The sequence below is a fragment of the Neobacillus niacini genome (assembly GCF_031457145.1).
Lineage (GTDB): Bacteria > Bacillota > Bacilli > Bacillales > Cytobacillaceae > Neobacillus > Neobacillus niacini_J.
The window spans coordinates 41683-58459 of record NZ_JAVDVZ010000008.1 but is presented as its reverse complement, the minus strand read 5'-3'; the positions used below and the strand labels follow the sequence as shown (position 1 = coordinate 58459).

Genomic DNA, 16777 nt, shown 5'->3' with positions numbered 1-16777 from the left:
TTATTCCTCCTTTGATAACTACAAAGATAGTTTAGCAAACATTTTCATTTTATATCCAGTTTAAGGTATACTTATAGAAAAAAAGAGGAGAAGGGGAAACGAATTTGGAAGGACTAGAAGGATTTCTTGCCTATTCACTAAGGGACATTCCCTATGTTGCGATTACGTTGATGATTGCGTTCACGTTTCATGAATTTGCCCATGCCTTTGTTGCCTATAAATTCGGGGATAGTACCGCACAAAAGCAGGGGCGTTTGACATTAAATCCGCTAAAGCACCTCGATCCATTCGGTACCATTTTAATTTTTATTGCTGGATTTGGCTGGGCTCGCCCCGTACCAGTGAATCGTTTTTACTTTAAAAAACCGCGCCTTGCCGGTGTATTGGTTTCTGTAGCAGGTCCGCTGAGTAATTTGGTATTGGCGCTTATTGGTTTCTTGGCTGGATATGGATTAGCACGAACAGGGCTGGCAGCAAATTTTCAAGGCTTTTATGATTTTCTCGACATCTTTAACTGGCTCAATCTGGTGCTGTTTGTATTTAATTTATTGCCGTTCCCCCCATTAGACGGCTATCGGATTTTAGAGGATTTGGCACCAAACGATATTCGTGCAAAAATGACACAATATGAACAATATGGAGTTTTAATTTTTATAATTATTGTTATTACTCCTCTTGACCAGTACACCATCGATCCGATTTTCCAATTCATTCTCCCTGGACTGTGGCAAGGAATCGATAATTTCTTTTATCAATTGTTTTTTTAAAGTAGGAGGTTACGAGTTTTTATGGAAGAAAATAAGAAAAAACTTGGCTTTAATATTATAAAACCTGACCCAACTGATGGGCATAAGGGCTTTGGCAAAGGTGCCTTGAGTCTTGATAATGTTTCTCCTGTTATTATTGATGTTGACGCCGGCGACGCGGTCATTGATGTCGGAGCTATGCATGCCCGCAGTGTGATTGAGAAGGGAATTAAATTTCTTAAGACGAAGGAAGAGGTTCCAAACGCGAAACCTTATTGGCTCGTGTGGGTAACGGTCGATCGGAAACAAGAGGGTCCCTATTATGCGGGTGTGACTGCCTGTGAAATGACAGTAGACCGGGAAATCCGCCGCGGCTACAAATCACTTCCTGTGCATGTCAACAGAATGGATAAATCGTTAAAGCGGCATATCATCGTCGACGATATGGACGATAAATCGAAAAAAATCTTGTCTGACTTTCTCCAAAATCACAATCAAGACATGTGGAATAATTCAGCTGAAGAGCTGAAAAAAGGCTTAGCTGTTGAATAAAATTAAATTTTTTTCAATAGCATTTTTAAAAAATAAGGTGTAAAATTATATGCAGTGTGTAAACACTGTAAGACTAGGACACAGAAAAGCTCCGGAGAACATTCTCCGGAGCTTTTCTAATGATTTCAGCTACGCTCCCCAATTAAATATCTTCTTATACCAAGGGTCCTTTGTCTCCTGTTTCTTTTTCGCAGGCTTGTTATCTTTGTGTTCTAAATGATCGGTACAGTATTCAGTCGGCTCGGTGCCGGTTACAAAATAAGTAAACCGGCGCACAGGGCAATCCTTTGAAGCAAGCCTGCCGTTTTCAGGATTGACGTAAACGCCTTTGACTCCCTCTTTCGGAGGGGTAAATCCCTTTACGGGCTTACCCTTTAAGGATTCCTCCATAAACTTTGCCCAGATATTTTTTGCATAGCTTTTTTCAGCCGTGAGGGTAATCGGCTTACCAACATCATGACCTGCCCAAACCGCAGTAACGAGCTGTGGAGTAAAGCCAATCATCCAACTGTCCGTTTCCGTTGAACCGGATTTTCCTGCATAAGGACGAGTGATATCATCGAGGAGGGAGTTACCGGTTACTTTTGCATAGCCATTCAGCTTAGAATCAAACATTCCGGTCATCATTTGCGTCATGACAAAGGCTTTCGCTGGGTCTAACACCCTCTCTTCCTCGTGCGTACCTTCAAAAATAACATTTCCATTATAGTCTTCTACTTTTGTAATCAGTGTTGGAGTAACCTTTTTCCCACCATTGGCAAATTGGCTGTAGGCATTCGCCATTTCGATGACTCGGACCCCTGAGGTGCCTAGGGCCAGTGACGGAACCTGATCCATTTTCGTTGATATCCCAAACTTTTTCACCGTATTAATTAACGTTTCTGCACCCATAAAAAGGTGCGTTTTGACAGCGTAAATATTATCAGACACAGCAAGCGCCTGGGCAAGGGTAATTTCACCGTCTGCATACTTATTATTAAAGTTATGTGGTGAATATTCCCCGCCATCGTCAAATTTGAAGGTTGTTTTTTCACTTCTCATCGTGGAGGATGGTGTGAATCCTTGACTTAGCGCTGCATAGTATAGGAGCGGTTTGATTGTTGAGCCAGGCTGCCTGACGGCTTGAACGGCCCGGTTAAACGGACTTGTTTCATAATCACGGCCGCCAACCATGGCTTTGACATGACCATTTTTCGGATCCATGGCGATCAGACCGACCTGAATATCTGAATCACTTGCAATGGTTTCTTGGATTTGTTTTTCAGCGGCTTGCTGCTGCTTTAGGTCGAGTGTTGTATAAACTCGTAGACCACCAAGTGCGATGGTTCGCTCATCTAATTTGAGTTGATTTTTTAATGCATTTTTAACAGCATCCTGAAAGTAAGGAGCTGCCTCGACACGCTTATGTGGATGCTTGCCAATAAAAGTAAGCTCAGTTCCCTTAGCCTTTTGGGCGATCTCTTTTTTAATATAGTCGTTTTCAACCATTGAATTTAAAATAATCACTTGACGCTTTGTGGCATTTTCCAATGACGCCAGCGGTGAGTAAATCCCAGGTCCTTTTGGAACACCCGCTAACATTGAGCTTTCAGCAAGTGATAATTCAGAAGCATTTTTCCCATAATAAAATTGGCTGGCTGCCTGAACACCATAAGCACCATTACCATAGTAAATCGTGTTTAAATAGCCTTCAAGAATTTCCTCTTTCGAATAATTCATCTCGATACGGATTGCATACAAAGCCTCATGCAATTTCCGTGCCCATGTTTTATCGTGCTCCAAGAAAAGATTCCGGGCGTATTGCTGGGTAATCGTACTAGCGCCCTGGACTTTCGCCATTGCTTTAACATCAGCAAGGATGGCACCAGCAATTCGTTTATAGTCAAAGCCATTATGTTCATAAAAATTTTTATCTTCAATTGAGATGGTTGCATTGATTAAATCTGGTGAGATTTCTTCTAGGGGAACCCAATATCGCTTTTGACCGCTATTGCTCTCACCAATCAGTGTTCCGTCACCTGCAAAGAATAAAGTGGATTGTGGAACAGCGAGCGGCGGTGCTCCAAGAATTTTGGCATAACCAAGAATTCCAAGAAAAACAATCAGCATACAGCCTAAGCCTATCAAACTAATGATAATAAACGCACGCAAGTATTTTATTGTTTTTCGAAACCCATGATTAGTCATCAATTCCACAGCAATACCCTCCTTCACCAAAAATAAATTCCACTCAGATTTTTTGCGGAAAAATCCCATAGTAACAGTATTGAAACAAAAATCGATTTTTAAACTATCAATAGAAAATTTTTCTAGGGTTTTGATAGATTTTGCTAGACTTTTCTTTATGTTTGTAATTCAATAGTTTGGGTACTATAAAAATGGAATGAATTCATGGTTAACAGGGCTTTTTTTAAAAAAGAATCCGGGAGGAAGATGAAGATGTCTATTTGGTTCACAGAGAAACAAACCGAAAACTTTGGAATCACCATGAAAATAAATAAAACTTTACATACGGAACAAACGGAATTTCAAAAGCTTGATATGGTGGAAACAGAAGAATGGGGCAATATGCTTCTTTTAGATGACATGGTGATGACATCTGTTAAGGACGAATTTGTTTACCACGAAATGGTGGCACACGTTCCATTGTTCACCCATCCAAACCCAGAAAACGTTTTAGTTGTCGGTGGCGGCGATGGCGGTGTCATTCGTGAAGTCTTGAAGCACCCAAGCGTAAAAAAAGCAACGCTTGTAGATATTGATGGAAAAGTAATTGAGTACTCTAAAAAGTTTTTACCTGAAATTGCTGGCAAGCTTGATGACCCACGTGTCGACGTTCAGGTAGACGACGGGTTCATGCATATTGCCAAAAGTGAAAATCTGTATGACGTCATTATGGTTGATTCCACAGAGCCAGTCGGTCCGGCAGTAAACTTATTTACAAAAGGATTCTACGCAGGGATTTCAAAGGCGTTAAAGGAAGATGGTATCTTTGTAGCGCAGTCTGATAATCCATGGTTTAAGGCAGATTTAATCCGTCATGTGCAGCGTGATGTTAGAGAAATCTTCCCAATTACCCGTCTATATGTGGCGAACATTCCTACATACCCAAGCGGCCTTTGGGCATTCACCATCGGATCCAAAAAATACGACCCACTAGAAGTAAGCGAAGACCGCTTCCACGAGATCGACACCAAATACTACACAAAAGAACTGCACAAAGCAGCCTTCGTACTGCCGAAGTTTGTTGGGGATTTAGTCAAATAGGCGGTGCCTGTCACCGCCCGTGGACACTGTCCACCTCAGGTGGACAGTTAGTGACCGAAATGGGTTTGAAAAAGGGTTTACGGTCAATGCAGGGTATCTGGAGTGACCGAAATGGGTTTGAAAAAGAGTTTACGGTCAATGCAGGATATCTGGAGTGACCGAAATGGGTTTGAAAAAGGGTTTACGGTCAATGCAGGGTGCCTGGAGTGACCGAAATGGGTTTGAAAAAGAGTTTACGGTCAATGCAGGGTACCTGGAGTGACCGAAGTGGGTTTGAAAAAGAGTTTACGGTCAATGCAGGGTACCTGGAGTGACCGAAGCAGAAGACAAAACGACTTTACGGTCACTCAAAAGCAGTTAATTTGAGTTAATACATAGAAGTGAGGGAAAGTTTGATGCGTTTTGATGAGAGTTATTCTGGTAATGTGTTTATAAAGAGTCACCCGAATTTTGAAGAGAGTCAGGTTGTTCTTTACGGGATGCCAATGGACTGGACAGTTAGTTTTCGCCCGGGTTCGCGTTTTGGACCGTCTCGGATTCGTGAGGTTTCAGTAGGTTTAGAGGAATATAGTGCCTATCTTGACCGGGAGCTGGATGTGGATGTAAAATACTTCGATGCCGGTGATATACCGCTTCCATTCGGAAATGCACAAAGAAGTCTTGATTTGATTGAGGAGTTTGTCGACCATATCCTTGCTGCTGGAAAGTTTCCATTTGGTATGGGCGGAGAACATTTAGTATCTTGGCCGGTAATGAAGGCGGTTTATAAGAAATATCCTGATTTAGCGATCATTCATATGGATGCCCATACGGATCTTAGAGAGAACTATGAAGGCGAACCATTATCGCACTCCACTCCGATTCGCAAAATTGCTGAACATATCGGGCCGAAAAACGTGTATTCATTTGGTATCCGCTCTGGAATGAAGGAAGAATTTCAATGGGCGAAAGAGAATGGCATGCATATTTCCAAGTTTGAAGTCCACCAGCCGTTAAAAGAGGTGCTTCCTGAGCTTGACGGACGTCCTGTTTATGTCACAATTGATATTGATGTTTTGGACCCTGCACATGCACCAGGTACTGGTACGGTTGATGCAGGTGGAATTACTTCAAGAGAGCTGCTTGCCTCTATTCATGAAATTGCCCAATCTGGCGTGAACGTTGTGGGCTGTGACCTTGTTGAAGTGGCGCCTATTTATGATCCATCGGAACAAACGGCTAACACGGCCAGCAAGTTGATTCGTGAAATGCTGCTAGGCTGGGTGAATAAATAAATTTTTTTGTTGCCTGTCCTTATTTTGGGGCAGGCATTTTTTGAATTGTAGACATACTATAGGTATAATAGAAAGCGTGCCTTAATCGGCAAACTAGAAAAATTCCAAGGACCTGCATTAGGTTCATTTTAAAAAAAGGGTGTGCGTTTCGTTTGTCAATCCCTGAATTACCGGTAAAAATCAACGTGAAAACGACAATTGATCAAGATGAGACTTTTGAATTGATGGTATTTGGTACATACTTTGAAAAAGGTAATGCGGCTTATCTTCGCTATGAAGAAGCGATGGAAGAGGGAAGTGTCCGGACGATTGTGAAAATGGCCGCAGATGAAGCCCTGATTTTACGTGGTGGTGCCGTGAAAATGCGCTTGCCGTTTGAAGTAAATCGAAAGTTGAATGGCAGTTATGAAATGCCGTTTGGTCAGTTTGCAACAGAGACAATGGCAAAAAGGATCGACTATTCCTATGAAAATGGTAAAGGGCATTTCAGTGTTCTTTATGATTTTTCAATGGAGGGTGCTCCTACGAATACATATGAGTTAGAAATAGCGTTTCAGGAGGAAAAGGAATGAACATAGTTGAGCAGGTTCAAAGTAGATTAAAAGAGGAAATTCGGGCGGCGGTTGTGAAGGCAAATCTTGCCACAGAAGAGCAGATTCCTGATGTGATTTTAGAAATACCAAAGGAAAAGGCGCACGGCGATTATTCAACTAACATGGCGATGCAGCTAGCGCGTGTAGCGAAGAAGGCTCCGCGAATGATTGCAGAGGCACTTATTGAGAATTTTGATCGTTCCAAAGCCTCGATTGAAAAAATTGAATTGGCGGGCCCAGGGTTTATCAATTTTTATATGAATAATGCTTACTTGACGGATTTGATTCCGACGGTACTGGATGCAGGGGAAAAGTATGGGGAAACAAATGTTGGCGGCAAGCAAAAGGTTCAAGTAGAGTTTGTTTCAGCCAATCCAACGGGTGACCTGCACCTTGGTCATGCACGTGGTGCTGCAGTCGGCGATTCGCTTTGCAATATTTTAGCAAAGGCGGGCTATGATGTTTCCCGTGAATATTATATTAATGATGCCGGAAATCAAATTAATAATCTTGCCAAGTCCGTTGAGGCACGCTATTTTCAGGCGTTAGGTCAGGATAAGCCTATGCCTGAGGATGGCTACCATGGTGCAGATATCATCGGGATTGGGAAGACGTTGGCTGAAGAGTTTGGCGATAAATATGTGAATGTGGCTGAGCAGGAGCGGTTTGAGTTTTTCCGTGACTATGGCTTGAAAGTTGAAATGGCGAAATTGCAAAAGGACCTGGAAGATTTCCGTGTTAGCTTTGATGTTTGGTACTCTGAAACATCCCTTTATAAAAATGGCAAAATCGATGAGGCGTTAAAAGTGCTTCGTGACAGCGGCTATATTTATGAGGAAGAAGGCGCAACCTGGCTTCGTTCAACCGATTTTGGTGATGATAAGAACCGCGTGCTCATTAAGCAGGATGGGTCATATACGTATTTGACACCAGATATCGCGTATCATAAAGACAAGCTGGACCGCGGCTTTGAAAAGCTGATCAATATTTGGGGTGCGGACCATCACGGTTATATCCCGCGGATGAAGGCGGCGATTCAGTCATTAGGGTATGGTCGTGACGCCCTCGAGGTGGAAATCATTCAGCTTGTACATCTGTACAAAGACGGTGAGAAGATGAAGATGAGTAAGCGTACCGGTAAAGCCGTGACCATGCGTGATTTGGTCGATGAGGTTGGCCTCGACGCCACTCGTTACTTCTTTGCAATGAGAAGTTCAGATACACATATGGACTTTGACTTGGATTTAGCGGTATCGGAATCGAATGAAAACCCTGTGTATTATGCTCAATATGCACACGCAAGGATTTGCAGTATCCTGCGCACAGGTGAGGAGCAGGGATTAACAGCTGACCAGAATGCTGACTTTTCATTGATTAGAGCGGAAAAAGAGATTGAGTTATTGAAAAAGCTTGGGGAATTCCCGCAAGCGGTTGGCGAGGCGGCGTTGAAGCGTGTCCCGCACCGCGTTACGAACTATATCATGGAACTGGCGTCAACATTTCACAGCTTTTACAATGCGGAAAAAGTGCTCGACAGCGAGCAGCCAGAGCGCACTAAGGCGCGCCTTGCGTTAATCAAAACCGTTCAAATCACACTCCGCAACGCCCTCGCGTTGATTGGTGTTTCCGCTCCTGAAAAAATGTAAATTAGTTTATGGCTCCCTTAATGGGGGCCATTTTTAGTGTTTCAGTGTCCGCGGTTGGTGAACACCTTTTAGGTGTCACCTTGGTGACAGGCACCGAATATACATCACTGAATATTTATCCGTTTTTTGGCAAATATTATGTAGGTACTTTTTATGACGAGGAGTGGTCAGTATGAATGTGGGTAGAGCGAAGGAAATTGCAGAGTCTATGGAACCGATTAATGTTACATATGAAGGAAATCCTGTGATTATTCAGCATGTGGATGATAACACGAAGATGGCAAGGATTTATGCGAAGTCAGATCCGGAAAATGAACGGGAAGTACCGGTGTTAAATCTAATTGAAGAGTAAAGAGTCTCCTGTAAAGGGAGACTCTTTTCTTTAAACACCTTGAGAGTGCTGCTTATTTGGTAATTTGTTCTCCGGATCGTTGTTGCCAGGCTTTCTATTTTTTTCCTGCTTCTTTTGGTTTTCGGCTAATTTTTGTACGAATTGGCTAGTGCTTTCCATCGACAATCCCTCCTTGTGTGAATCTGTTGTTACTTTAACCATTCCCACTTGAAAAAATGCACGGGTTATTTCACCTCAATGGCAGCGCCGCTAATTCGTTTAAAACCGCGCACCTTGCTAATTTCCTCGACTAATCTCAAGGTTGCCTGGTCTTTTGCCTTGGCCTCAATCATGAAATCAACATTCTGTCCGATTTCTTTCAGCATTTTCAGCATCGGCATGATAAATTCTAGGTCAACATAATCAGCATGTGAACGGAATTCCTTTTCAGCCTTTGGAGAGGATATGTGGATTTTGGGTAAAAGGTTTACATGATCCCAGGTTTGAAAAATCCTTGGCAGCAACTCCTCCAATGGTGGTTCGCAAAGGTTTGCCATGTGATGATGATAATCAAACACAAAGGGAATGGTCTCTTTTTCACAAGCAATCAATGTCTCCTCAGCATTATAGGTTTTGTCATCATTCTCCAAGGTCATCGCCTTTTTAATATGGCTTGGAAGCCTCTTTAAATTTTCATGGAACCGGACAATCGTTTCACTCTTATCCCCATAGGCACCACCAATATGGATATTCATCATGCCTCTATCCTCTACACCCATGGCTTCAAACATCCGATAATGGTATTCCATATCGATGACGGCATTATTGGTAATTTTTTCTTGTGGAGAAGTAAATAATGTGTATTGATTCGGATGAAAGCTTACCCGCAAATTGTGCTTTTTTATTAACGTGCCAATCTCTTTCCACTGTTTCTTAAAAGGTGTGACAAAATCCCAAAACACCTCTGGATGGGTGGCCAAGGGTACGATGGAACTAGATAATCGGTACAATTCAATCTCGTGGGCAAGATTGAAATAAAACATTCGAAGCGTATGGGAAAGATTGAGTTTTGTAAGTTCAAGTAATTTAGTTTTACGCTCTTTATCTGTTAACTGCTGGTATCGTGTAAACGTAAGTGTCTTCGACGGAGAGGCGTCCCACAATGTAATGGCCGTCGAAACATAGCCGAAACGAATTTTCATTAGGATAACTCCTTGCTATAAGGGCTCTTTTCTTAACCTTTGTCGCCTTTTGGACAAAATATAATAAGAAAACAGCCTTATAAAAAGAATGACAGAGCACCGGCAATGCCTTCCTTTACCGATCCGAAAAAATTAGGCTTATTGAGGTCTGCCAACGTCAACGGTTTTGAATCAAGAATGTCTTTTCTTAAAATATCTTTAAAACGCTGAACAAAATCTAGGTCATAAAAATAGCAGTTAATTTCTTTATTTAAAAATATGCTTCGTTTATCAAAATTAGCTGTTCCGATATCACATAACTGATCGTCAATGATGATTGATTTTGCATGATAAAAACCATTCCTATACTGAAAAACCTGTGCGCCTTCTTTCAACATCAAACGTAAATAGCGATAAGAGGCCTCTTGTACAAGCATATGATCTGTAATATAGGGAACGACGATGGTAATCTTAATGCCGCGCTTTGCTGAGAGAATAAGTTCATTGATGAGTTTTTTACTTGGAATAAAATACGGCGTGCCAATGATGATTGACTTTTTTGCGTTTTGAATAAAATGGAGATACTTTTCTTCGAGAAAGCCAGCCTCAGTCGGCACAAATTGATGAGGAACACTTCCTTTTAGCTGCACGGGAACATATACAGAATCTACTTCCACATTTGCAGATGCGTATTCATTCCAATCAATTAAAAACTCACGTTGTAAAAACGGCACACTCTCTCCGGTGATTTTTAAATGATAATCACGCCATGGACTGAGCTTTGGGTCTTGATCAATATATTCTTTGCCAACATTAAATCCGCCTAGATAACCAATTTTCCCATCAATAATCGAAATCTTGCGGTGGTTTCGCACCTGGGAGGAATAGAAGAGAAAGGGAAACTTAATCCGGTTGCTAAAGGCAAATTGAACGCCCGTCTCACGCAATTCGTTTATTGCAGGCTTTTTCACCTTATAACTGCCAATCCGGTCGACAAGCAGTCTAACTTCGACTCCCTCTTGTGCTTTTGTTTTTAAAATATTGAAAAACTGTTGGCTAAATTGGTCGTCTCTCACGATATAAAAAAGAATGTGAATATGGTGCCGTGCCATTTTTAACTCATGAAGGTAATCAGCAAACAGTTCTTTTCCATGTGGGAATAACTCAAAGTTTCCATAAAGAATAGGGGTTTCTCGTTTTTGAAAAAGCGCTCGGTGCTTTTTTCTGCCTAAGGTAAAATCGAGATAAAACCAGACAATGATAAGAAGTATAAGAGCGATTACTATGTATGGGAAATTCATTAAAAATCGTTCCTCCAATCATTTCTGTTAGGTTTACCAAACAGAGTCTATAGTATGAATTTGAATAAAGTTCAAATAAATTTTGAGAAAACCATTTGACTGAATGCTCATTCATTATATAATGATGGTAATAGTATTCAGAAAATTTTATTGTTTTGAAATTTTCTGCGTAAAACAATCAATTGGGACATGTACAAAACAAAGGGGGCGTTAAAGGATGAATGGGCTATTATGGGTAAACCTCATTGCATTCCTGGCTGTAACCGCTTACGGTATCAGTCTGTTCGTTTACGTAGTAAAAACGAGGATTGAATTCATTAAGCTGGGGAAAAAGGTTGAGTTTGACAACAATGTCAAAGAACGAATGCAAAAAATCTGGGTCAATGTGTTTGGCCAGAAGAAGTTATTAAAGGACAAAAAAAGTGGAATCATGCACGTGATGTTCTTTTATGGCTTTATCCTTGTTCAATTTGGGGCGATTGATTTTATTTGGAAGGGACTAGTACCGGGCTCTCATTTGCCTTTGGGACCACTTTATGCAGGGTTTACCTTTTTCCAAGAAATTGTCACACTGATGATCTTAGTTGCTGTCATTTGGGCATTTTACCGACGCTATGTTGAAAAACTTGTCCGTTTAAAACGCAATTTTAAATCAGGGCTTGTGTTGATTTTTATTGGCGGGTTAATGCTGTCAGTTCTAGTAGGAAACGGTATGGGCATCATCTGGCACGGTCACGAAGCCACTTGGACAGAGCCAATTGCGTCGTTAATTGCACTTATTTTTTCAGGAATTGGTGAAACCGCTTCAATTGTAATTTTTTATGTTGCTTGGTGGGTGCACTTATTATTCTTATTAACCTTCTTAGTGTATGTGCCGCAATCAAAACACGCGCACTTACTTGCCGGACCGGCAAACGTATATTTTAACCGTTTAGAAAAACCAGGGAAATTGAAGAAGGTCGATTTTGAGGACGAGTCACAGGAATCCTTCGGGGTTGGAAAAATTGAAGATTTTACGCAGCACCAGATGATTGATTTTTATGCTTGTGTGGAATGTGGACGCTGTACGAATATGTGTCCGGCAACTGGTACAGGCAAAATGCTGTCACCGATGGACTTAATTGTAAAAATGCGTGACCATCTAACGAATCATGGTGCGGCCGTTACCTCGAAACAGCCGTGGGTGCCGACCTTCGCGTTTGGAAACACAACTGGCAACCAAATCGCACTTGCTGCGAGTGGCCAAGGTGCCCAAGAAACGGCAGCTACGCTTGCTTATAATCCAAGTTTAATTGGTGAGGTCATTACCGAAGAAGAAATCTGGGCTTGTACAACCTGCCGAAACTGTGAAGACCAATGTCCAGTTATGAACGAACATGTGGATAAAATCATCGACCTTCGTCGTTATCTTGTTTTAACAGAAGGAAAGCTAGACGCAGACGCACAGCGCGCGATGACCAACATCGAACGTCAAGGTAATCCATGGGGATTAAATAGAAAAGAACGTGAAAGCTGGCGTGAAGTTCGCGAGGATGTTGAAATCCCAACTGTAAAAGAAATGAACAAAAAAGGTGAAGAGTTCGAATACTTATTCTGGGTTGGTTCGATGGGATCCTATGATAACCGCAGCCAGAAGATCGCTCTATCCTTTGCAAAGCTTCTAAATGAAGCTGGCGTGAAGTTTGCGATTCTTGGCAATAAAGAAAAAAACTCAGGGGACACACCGCGCCGTCTCGGCAATGAGTTCTTGTTCCAAGAGCTAGCTGCGAAGAATATCGAGGAGTTTGAAAAGGCTGAAGTTAAGAAAATTGTCACGATTGACCCGCATGCTTACAATATTTTCAAAAATGAATACCCTGACTTTGGATTAGAGGCAGAAGTTTATCATCATACAGAAGTTCTATATGAGCTTGTTCGTGACGGGAAACTCGTAGCGAAGCATGCAGTCAATGAAAAAATTACCTTCCATGATTCGTGCTACCTTGGACGGTATAACGACGTGTATGATCCGCCAAGGGAGATTTTGAAATCCATTCCAGGAGTACAGCTCGTGGAAATGGAAAGAAACAGAGAGACCGGAATGTGCTGTGGCGCAGGCGGCGGCTTGATGTGGATGGAGGAAGAAACCGGACACCGCATTAACGTATCCAGAACCGAGCAGGCCCTTGCCGTTAATCCTTCGGTCATCAGTTCCGGATGTCCATACTGCTTAACGATGTTATCAGATGGTACAAAGGCAAAAGAAGTAGAAGAAAAGATTTCTACTTATGATGTTGCTGAGCTTTTGGAAAAAGCAGTTTGCGGAAATGTAGCTTAGAAGTTTGAGGCAGAAGTTGAATGTTAACTGAATTCATAAAATTTTAGGAATTTTGTGTAAAACAATTCAACTTTTGCCTTTTTTTATGTAAAATAGATAGTGGGTTGGAAAACGTTTTCATTTAGTTAAATTTTTTTAGTTCTTTTTCGAGCGAGCGTTCAGTCAATAGTTATGGGGAGAGTGTTTTAAATGGGAAGAACAGTTATTTTAAGCGGGGTTCGAACACCGTTTGGAAAGTTTGGCGGGACACTTAGCAGCTTAACTGCTGCACAACTTGGTGGTATTGCGGTTAAAGAAGCGATTCTTCGAGCGGGAGTAAATCCGGAAGATGTGCAGGAAGTAATTCTAGGGACAGTTTTACAAGGCGGCCAGGGACAAATTCCATCACGCCAAGCAGCAAGAGAGGCAGAACTTCCTTGGGAAGTGAAGACAGAAACGGTCAATAAAGTTTGTGCGTCTGGAATGCGGAGTGTTACGCTAGGCGATCAAATTATCCGTGCAGGCGATGAAGAGTTGATTGTTGCAGGCGGCATGGAATCAATGAGTAATGCCCCATATATTCTGCCGAAAGCTCGCTGGGGCCTGAAAATGGGCGATTCGTCCGTGAAGGATTTAATGATTCATGACGGCTTAAGCTGCAGTTTCACAGGCGCTCATATGGGAACATACGGAAACTCTACAGCAAAAGAAATGGAAATCAGCCGCGAAGCTCAGGATGAGTGGGCGTTAAGAAGTCATCAACGGGCAGTTGCTGCCATTGAAAAAGGAATTTTTGCAGAAGAAATCGTGCCTGTCACCGTACCGCAGCGTAAAGGGGCACCGGTAGTGGCACGGCATGATGAAGCACCACGAAAAGACACCTCCATTGAAAGACTTTCAAAATTAGCACCCGTTTTTAACTTTGACGGAACGATTACAGCAGGAAATGCGCCAGGGGTCAATGACGGTGCAGCGGCACTCGTTATTATGAGTGAAGAAAGAGCCTTACGCGAGGGCCGGAAGCCGGAAGCTGTAATCTTGGGTCATGCAGCCGTAGCCGTTCCTGCAAAGGATTTTCCACAAACACCAGGACTCGTCATCAACAGTTTATTGAAAAAGACCGGAAAGACGGTCGATGAAATTGACTTATTTGAAATTAATGAAGCCTTTGCGGCAGTAGCATTGGCGAGCAGTCAAATTGCCGGACTTGATCTAGAAAAGCTCAATGTCAACGGCGGTGCGGTTGCATTGGGTCACCCAATTGGAGCAAGTGGTGCTCGGATTATTATCACGTTAATGCATGAATTGAAGCGTCGTGGCGGCGGAATTGGGATTGCTGCGATTTGCAGCGGCGGCGGCCAAGGTGATGCGGTTATGATTGAGGTGCCTAGGGGTTAAGGGGTTTCTGGTTTCCAGATATTGTCTAATCATCAAAAGGGTTTGAAAAAAGTCCATAACCACAAGAAAAAAGTCCAAAAGGGCATAAGAATTGTCCAAAACACGCTGAAAAAAGTCCAAAACTCAAATATATCAAAATAACTAACTAAAAAAGGGGGCTTGAATGCATTTCAAGTCTCAATTGGAGGGGAAACATGAAGGTTGAAAAGATAATGGTTATTGGAGCCGGTCAAATGGGTTCTGGGATTGCACAGGTTTGTGCCCAGGCTGGCTACACGGTGTATCTTAACGATTTAAAACCGGAATTTGTGGAACGCGGTTTGAGTGTTATCGGCAAAAATTTATCTCGTCATGTGGATAAAGGCCGAATGACGGAAGAGCAAAAGCAGGAAGTCCTAAACCAGATTACTGCTTCCTCCGACTTACATGATGCCCGTGCGGTCGACCTCGTCATTGAAGCGGCCGTTGAAAATATGGATATTAAAACGAAAATCTTTGCGCAGTTGGATGAAATCACGCCGGATCATGTGATTTTAGCCAGCAATACTAGTTCGCTGCCAATTACGGAAATCGCGGCAGCCACCAAACGCCCGGAAAAGGTAATCGGGATGCACTTTATGAACCCGGTACCTGTCATGAAGCTCGTCGAAATCATTCGCGGATTGGCAACTGCTGATGAGGTTTATCAGGTGATTGAAGATATGACAAAAACATTAAGCAAGGTTCCAGTTGAAGTCAATGACTTCCCTGGATTTGTTGCGAATCGAATTTTGATGCCGATGATCAATGAAGCGATTTATACCTTGTATGAGGGAGTGGCAACGAAGGAAGCAATCGATGAAGTCATGAAGCTGGGGATGAACCACCCGATGGGACCTCTGACGCTGGCTGATTTTATCGGTCTCGATACATGCCTATATATTATGGAAACCCTGCATGAAGGCTTTGGTGATACCAAGTACCGTCCATGTCCGCTGCTGCGCAAGTACGTTAAAGCTGGCTGGCTTGGCAAGAAATCAGGTCGAGGCTTCTATTCCTACGAATAGTTGGGAGATGAAACAATGAATCTTAGATTTTCAGAAGAGCAAGAAATGATGCGAAAGATGGTTCGCGATTTTGCGAACAGTGAGATTGCCCCATTTGTAGAGCGTATGGAGCAGGGGGAATTTCCTCGGGAGATTCTTCGGAAAATGGGTGAGCTTGGTTTGATGGGGATTCCTGTTCCGCAAGAATACGGCGGTGCCGAGATGGATTTTGTCTCTTACATCATCGCGATTAATGAGCTTTCTAGGGTAAGTGCAACCGTCGGCGTTATCCTTTCTGTCCATACCTCGGTTGGGACTAATCCAATCATGTATTTTGGTTCGGAAGAACAGAAGCAGCGATTTTTGCCGAAACTGGCGTCAGGTGAGTATTTGGCGGCGTTTTGCTTAACGGAGGCGGGCTCAGGATCAGATGCAAAAAGCATGAAATCCCGCGCAGTAAGAAAGGATGACCATTATGTCATCAATGGCTCGAAGATGTTTATTACTAATGGCGGAGAAGCCGATGTTTACATCGTATTTGCATCAACCAACCCTGAATTAGGCAGTAAAGGAATCTCGGCGTTTATTGTGGAAAAAAATTCGCCAGGCCTCGTGATTGGCAAGGATGAGCATAAAATGGGACTCCATGGCTCAAGAACCGTACAGCTTTCCTTTGAAGATATGCGTGTACCTGTGGAAAATCTGTTGGGTCAAGAGGGCGAAGGCTTTAAAATTGCGATGGCCAACCTGGATGTTGGGCGAATCGGAATTGCTGCACAAGCGCTAGGGATAGCGGAAGCAGCATTAAGTGCGGCGGTTGAATATGCGAAAGGGCGTGCGCAGTTCGGTAAGCCCATTGCAGCCCAGCAAGGAATTGGCTTTAAGCTTGCGGATATGGCTACGAATGTGGAAGCTGCTAGACTACTACTCTATCGGGCTGCAGATTTACGCGCACAGGGAATGAAGTGCGGGTTGGAAGCTTCAATTGCAAAATTATTTGCATCGAGAACAGCGGTTGAAACCGCGACAGAAGCAATTCAGGTGTTTGGCGGTTATGGCTATACAGAAGATTACCCAGTCGAACGCTACTTCCGTGACGCAAAAGTGACTGAGATTTATGAGGGAACCAGCGAGATTCAGCGGATTGTGATTAGTAAATATCTTTGA

General features: G+C 42.7%; 15 protein-coding genes. 11 read left to right on the top strand and 4 right to left on the bottom strand.

All coding sequences use genetic code 11. The features are described 5' to 3' along the window. Positions 1 to 170: 170 nt before the first annotated feature. Together J2Y03_RS18345 and J2Y03_RS18340 are read left to right on the top strand one after the other, a co-directional pair. A complete protein-coding gene (locus J2Y03_RS18345; protein ID WP_310196877.1) occupies positions 171 to 767 on the top strand; it encodes a site-2 protease family protein in 597 nt (198 codons plus the stop codon). Positions 768 to 788: 21 nt separating this feature from the next. Then, positions 789 to 1298 (top strand): YwhD family protein, encoded by a 510-nt coding sequence (locus J2Y03_RS18340; RefSeq protein WP_310196518.1) that lies wholly within the window; start codon positions 789 to 791, stop codon positions 1296 to 1298. Between the two features lie 129 nt (positions 1299 to 1427). On the opposite strand, the gene J2Y03_RS18335 is transcribed toward J2Y03_RS18340, so the two are convergent. After that, positions 1428 to 3494, bottom strand: coding sequence for a transglycosylase domain-containing protein (locus tag J2Y03_RS18335; RefSeq protein WP_310196516.1), 2067 nt, complete (start codon positions 3492 to 3494; stop codon positions 1428 to 1430). 243 nt (positions 3495 to 3737) lie between these two features. On the opposite strand from J2Y03_RS18335, the gene speE reads away from it, so the two are divergent. The 5 genes from speE to J2Y03_RS18310 all read left to right on the top strand — a co-directional run bounded on the left by speE (position 3738) and on the right by J2Y03_RS18310 (position 8430). Then, positions 3738 to 4565, top strand: a complete 828-nt coding sequence (gene speE / locus J2Y03_RS18330) for a spermidine synthase (protein WP_310196513.1) — start codon at positions 3738 to 3740, stop codon at positions 4563 to 4565. Positions 4566 to 4960: 395 nt separating this feature from the next. Next, the gene (gene speB / locus J2Y03_RS18325) at positions 4961 to 5839 is read left to right on the top strand and encodes an agmatinase (RefSeq protein WP_310196511.1); all 879 of its coding nucleotides are present in this window, start codon (positions 4961 to 4963) and stop codon (positions 5837 to 5839) included. 152 nt (positions 5840 to 5991) lie between these two features. Further along, entirely contained in the window at positions 5992 to 6411 is a 420-nt protein-coding gene (locus J2Y03_RS18320) for a YwiB family protein (RefSeq protein ID WP_310196509.1), read from the top strand. After that, on the top strand, positions 6408 to 8078 hold the full coding sequence (gene argS, locus J2Y03_RS18315; protein WP_310196506.1) for an arginine--tRNA ligase: 1671 nt from the start codon (positions 6408 to 6410) through the stop codon (positions 8076 to 8078). The genes J2Y03_RS18320 and argS overlap by 4 nt, the downstream gene beginning before the upstream one ends. A 172-nt stretch (positions 8079 to 8250) precedes the next feature. Next, the gene (locus J2Y03_RS18310; RefSeq protein ID WP_132087660.1) at positions 8251 to 8430 is read left to right on the top strand and encodes an H-type small acid-soluble spore protein; all 180 of its coding nucleotides are present in this window, start codon (positions 8251 to 8253) and stop codon (positions 8428 to 8430) included. 30 nt (positions 8431 to 8460) lie between these two features. Here the strand turns inward: J2Y03_RS18310 and J2Y03_RS18305 are convergent, their stop codons facing one another. The 3 genes from J2Y03_RS18305 to cls all read right to left on the bottom strand — a co-directional run bounded on the left by J2Y03_RS18305 (position 8461) and on the right by cls (position 10891). Continuing rightward, positions 8461 to 8589, bottom strand: a complete 129-nt coding sequence (locus J2Y03_RS18305; RefSeq protein ID WP_310196502.1) for a DUF4023 family protein — start codon at positions 8587 to 8589, stop codon at positions 8461 to 8463. Positions 8590 to 8654: 65 nt separating this feature from the next. After that, positions 8655 to 9611: a UV DNA damage repair endonuclease UvsE gene (gene uvsE / locus J2Y03_RS18300; protein WP_310196499.1), complete on the bottom strand. Its 957-nt coding sequence runs from the start codon at positions 9609 to 9611 to the stop codon at positions 8655 to 8657. A 77-nt stretch (positions 9612 to 9688) separates the two neighbouring features. Next, positions 9689 to 10891 carry a cardiolipin synthase gene (gene cls, locus J2Y03_RS18295; protein ID WP_310196496.1) on the bottom strand — a complete coding sequence of 401 codons (1203 nt, stop codon included), beginning with the start codon at positions 10889 to 10891 and terminating at the stop codon, positions 9689 to 9691. A gap of 217 nt (positions 10892 to 11108) precedes the next feature. Here cls and J2Y03_RS18290 point away from each other — a divergent pair, with 217 nt between their 5' ends. The 4 genes from J2Y03_RS18290 (at position 11109) to J2Y03_RS18275 (ending at position 16777) form a co-directional block, all read left to right on the top strand. Then, positions 11109 to 13208, top strand: coding sequence for a (Fe-S)-binding protein (locus J2Y03_RS18290; RefSeq protein WP_310196491.1), 2100 nt, complete (start codon positions 11109 to 11111; stop codon positions 13206 to 13208). Between the two features lie 189 nt (positions 13209 to 13397). Then, the gene (locus J2Y03_RS18285; protein ID WP_310196488.1) at positions 13398 to 14585 is read left to right on the top strand and encodes an acetyl-CoA C-acetyltransferase; all 1188 of its coding nucleotides are present in this window, start codon (positions 13398 to 13400) and stop codon (positions 14583 to 14585) included. Positions 14586 to 14779: 194 nt separating this feature from the next. Continuing rightward, a complete protein-coding gene (locus tag J2Y03_RS18280) occupies positions 14780 to 15631 on the top strand; it encodes a 3-hydroxybutyryl-CoA dehydrogenase (protein WP_310196486.1) in 852 nt (283 codons plus the stop codon). A 15-nt stretch (positions 15632 to 15646) separates the two neighbouring features. After that, positions 15647 to 16777, top strand: a complete 1131-nt coding sequence (locus J2Y03_RS18275; RefSeq protein ID WP_310196484.1) for an acyl-CoA dehydrogenase — start codon at positions 15647 to 15649, stop codon at positions 16775 to 16777.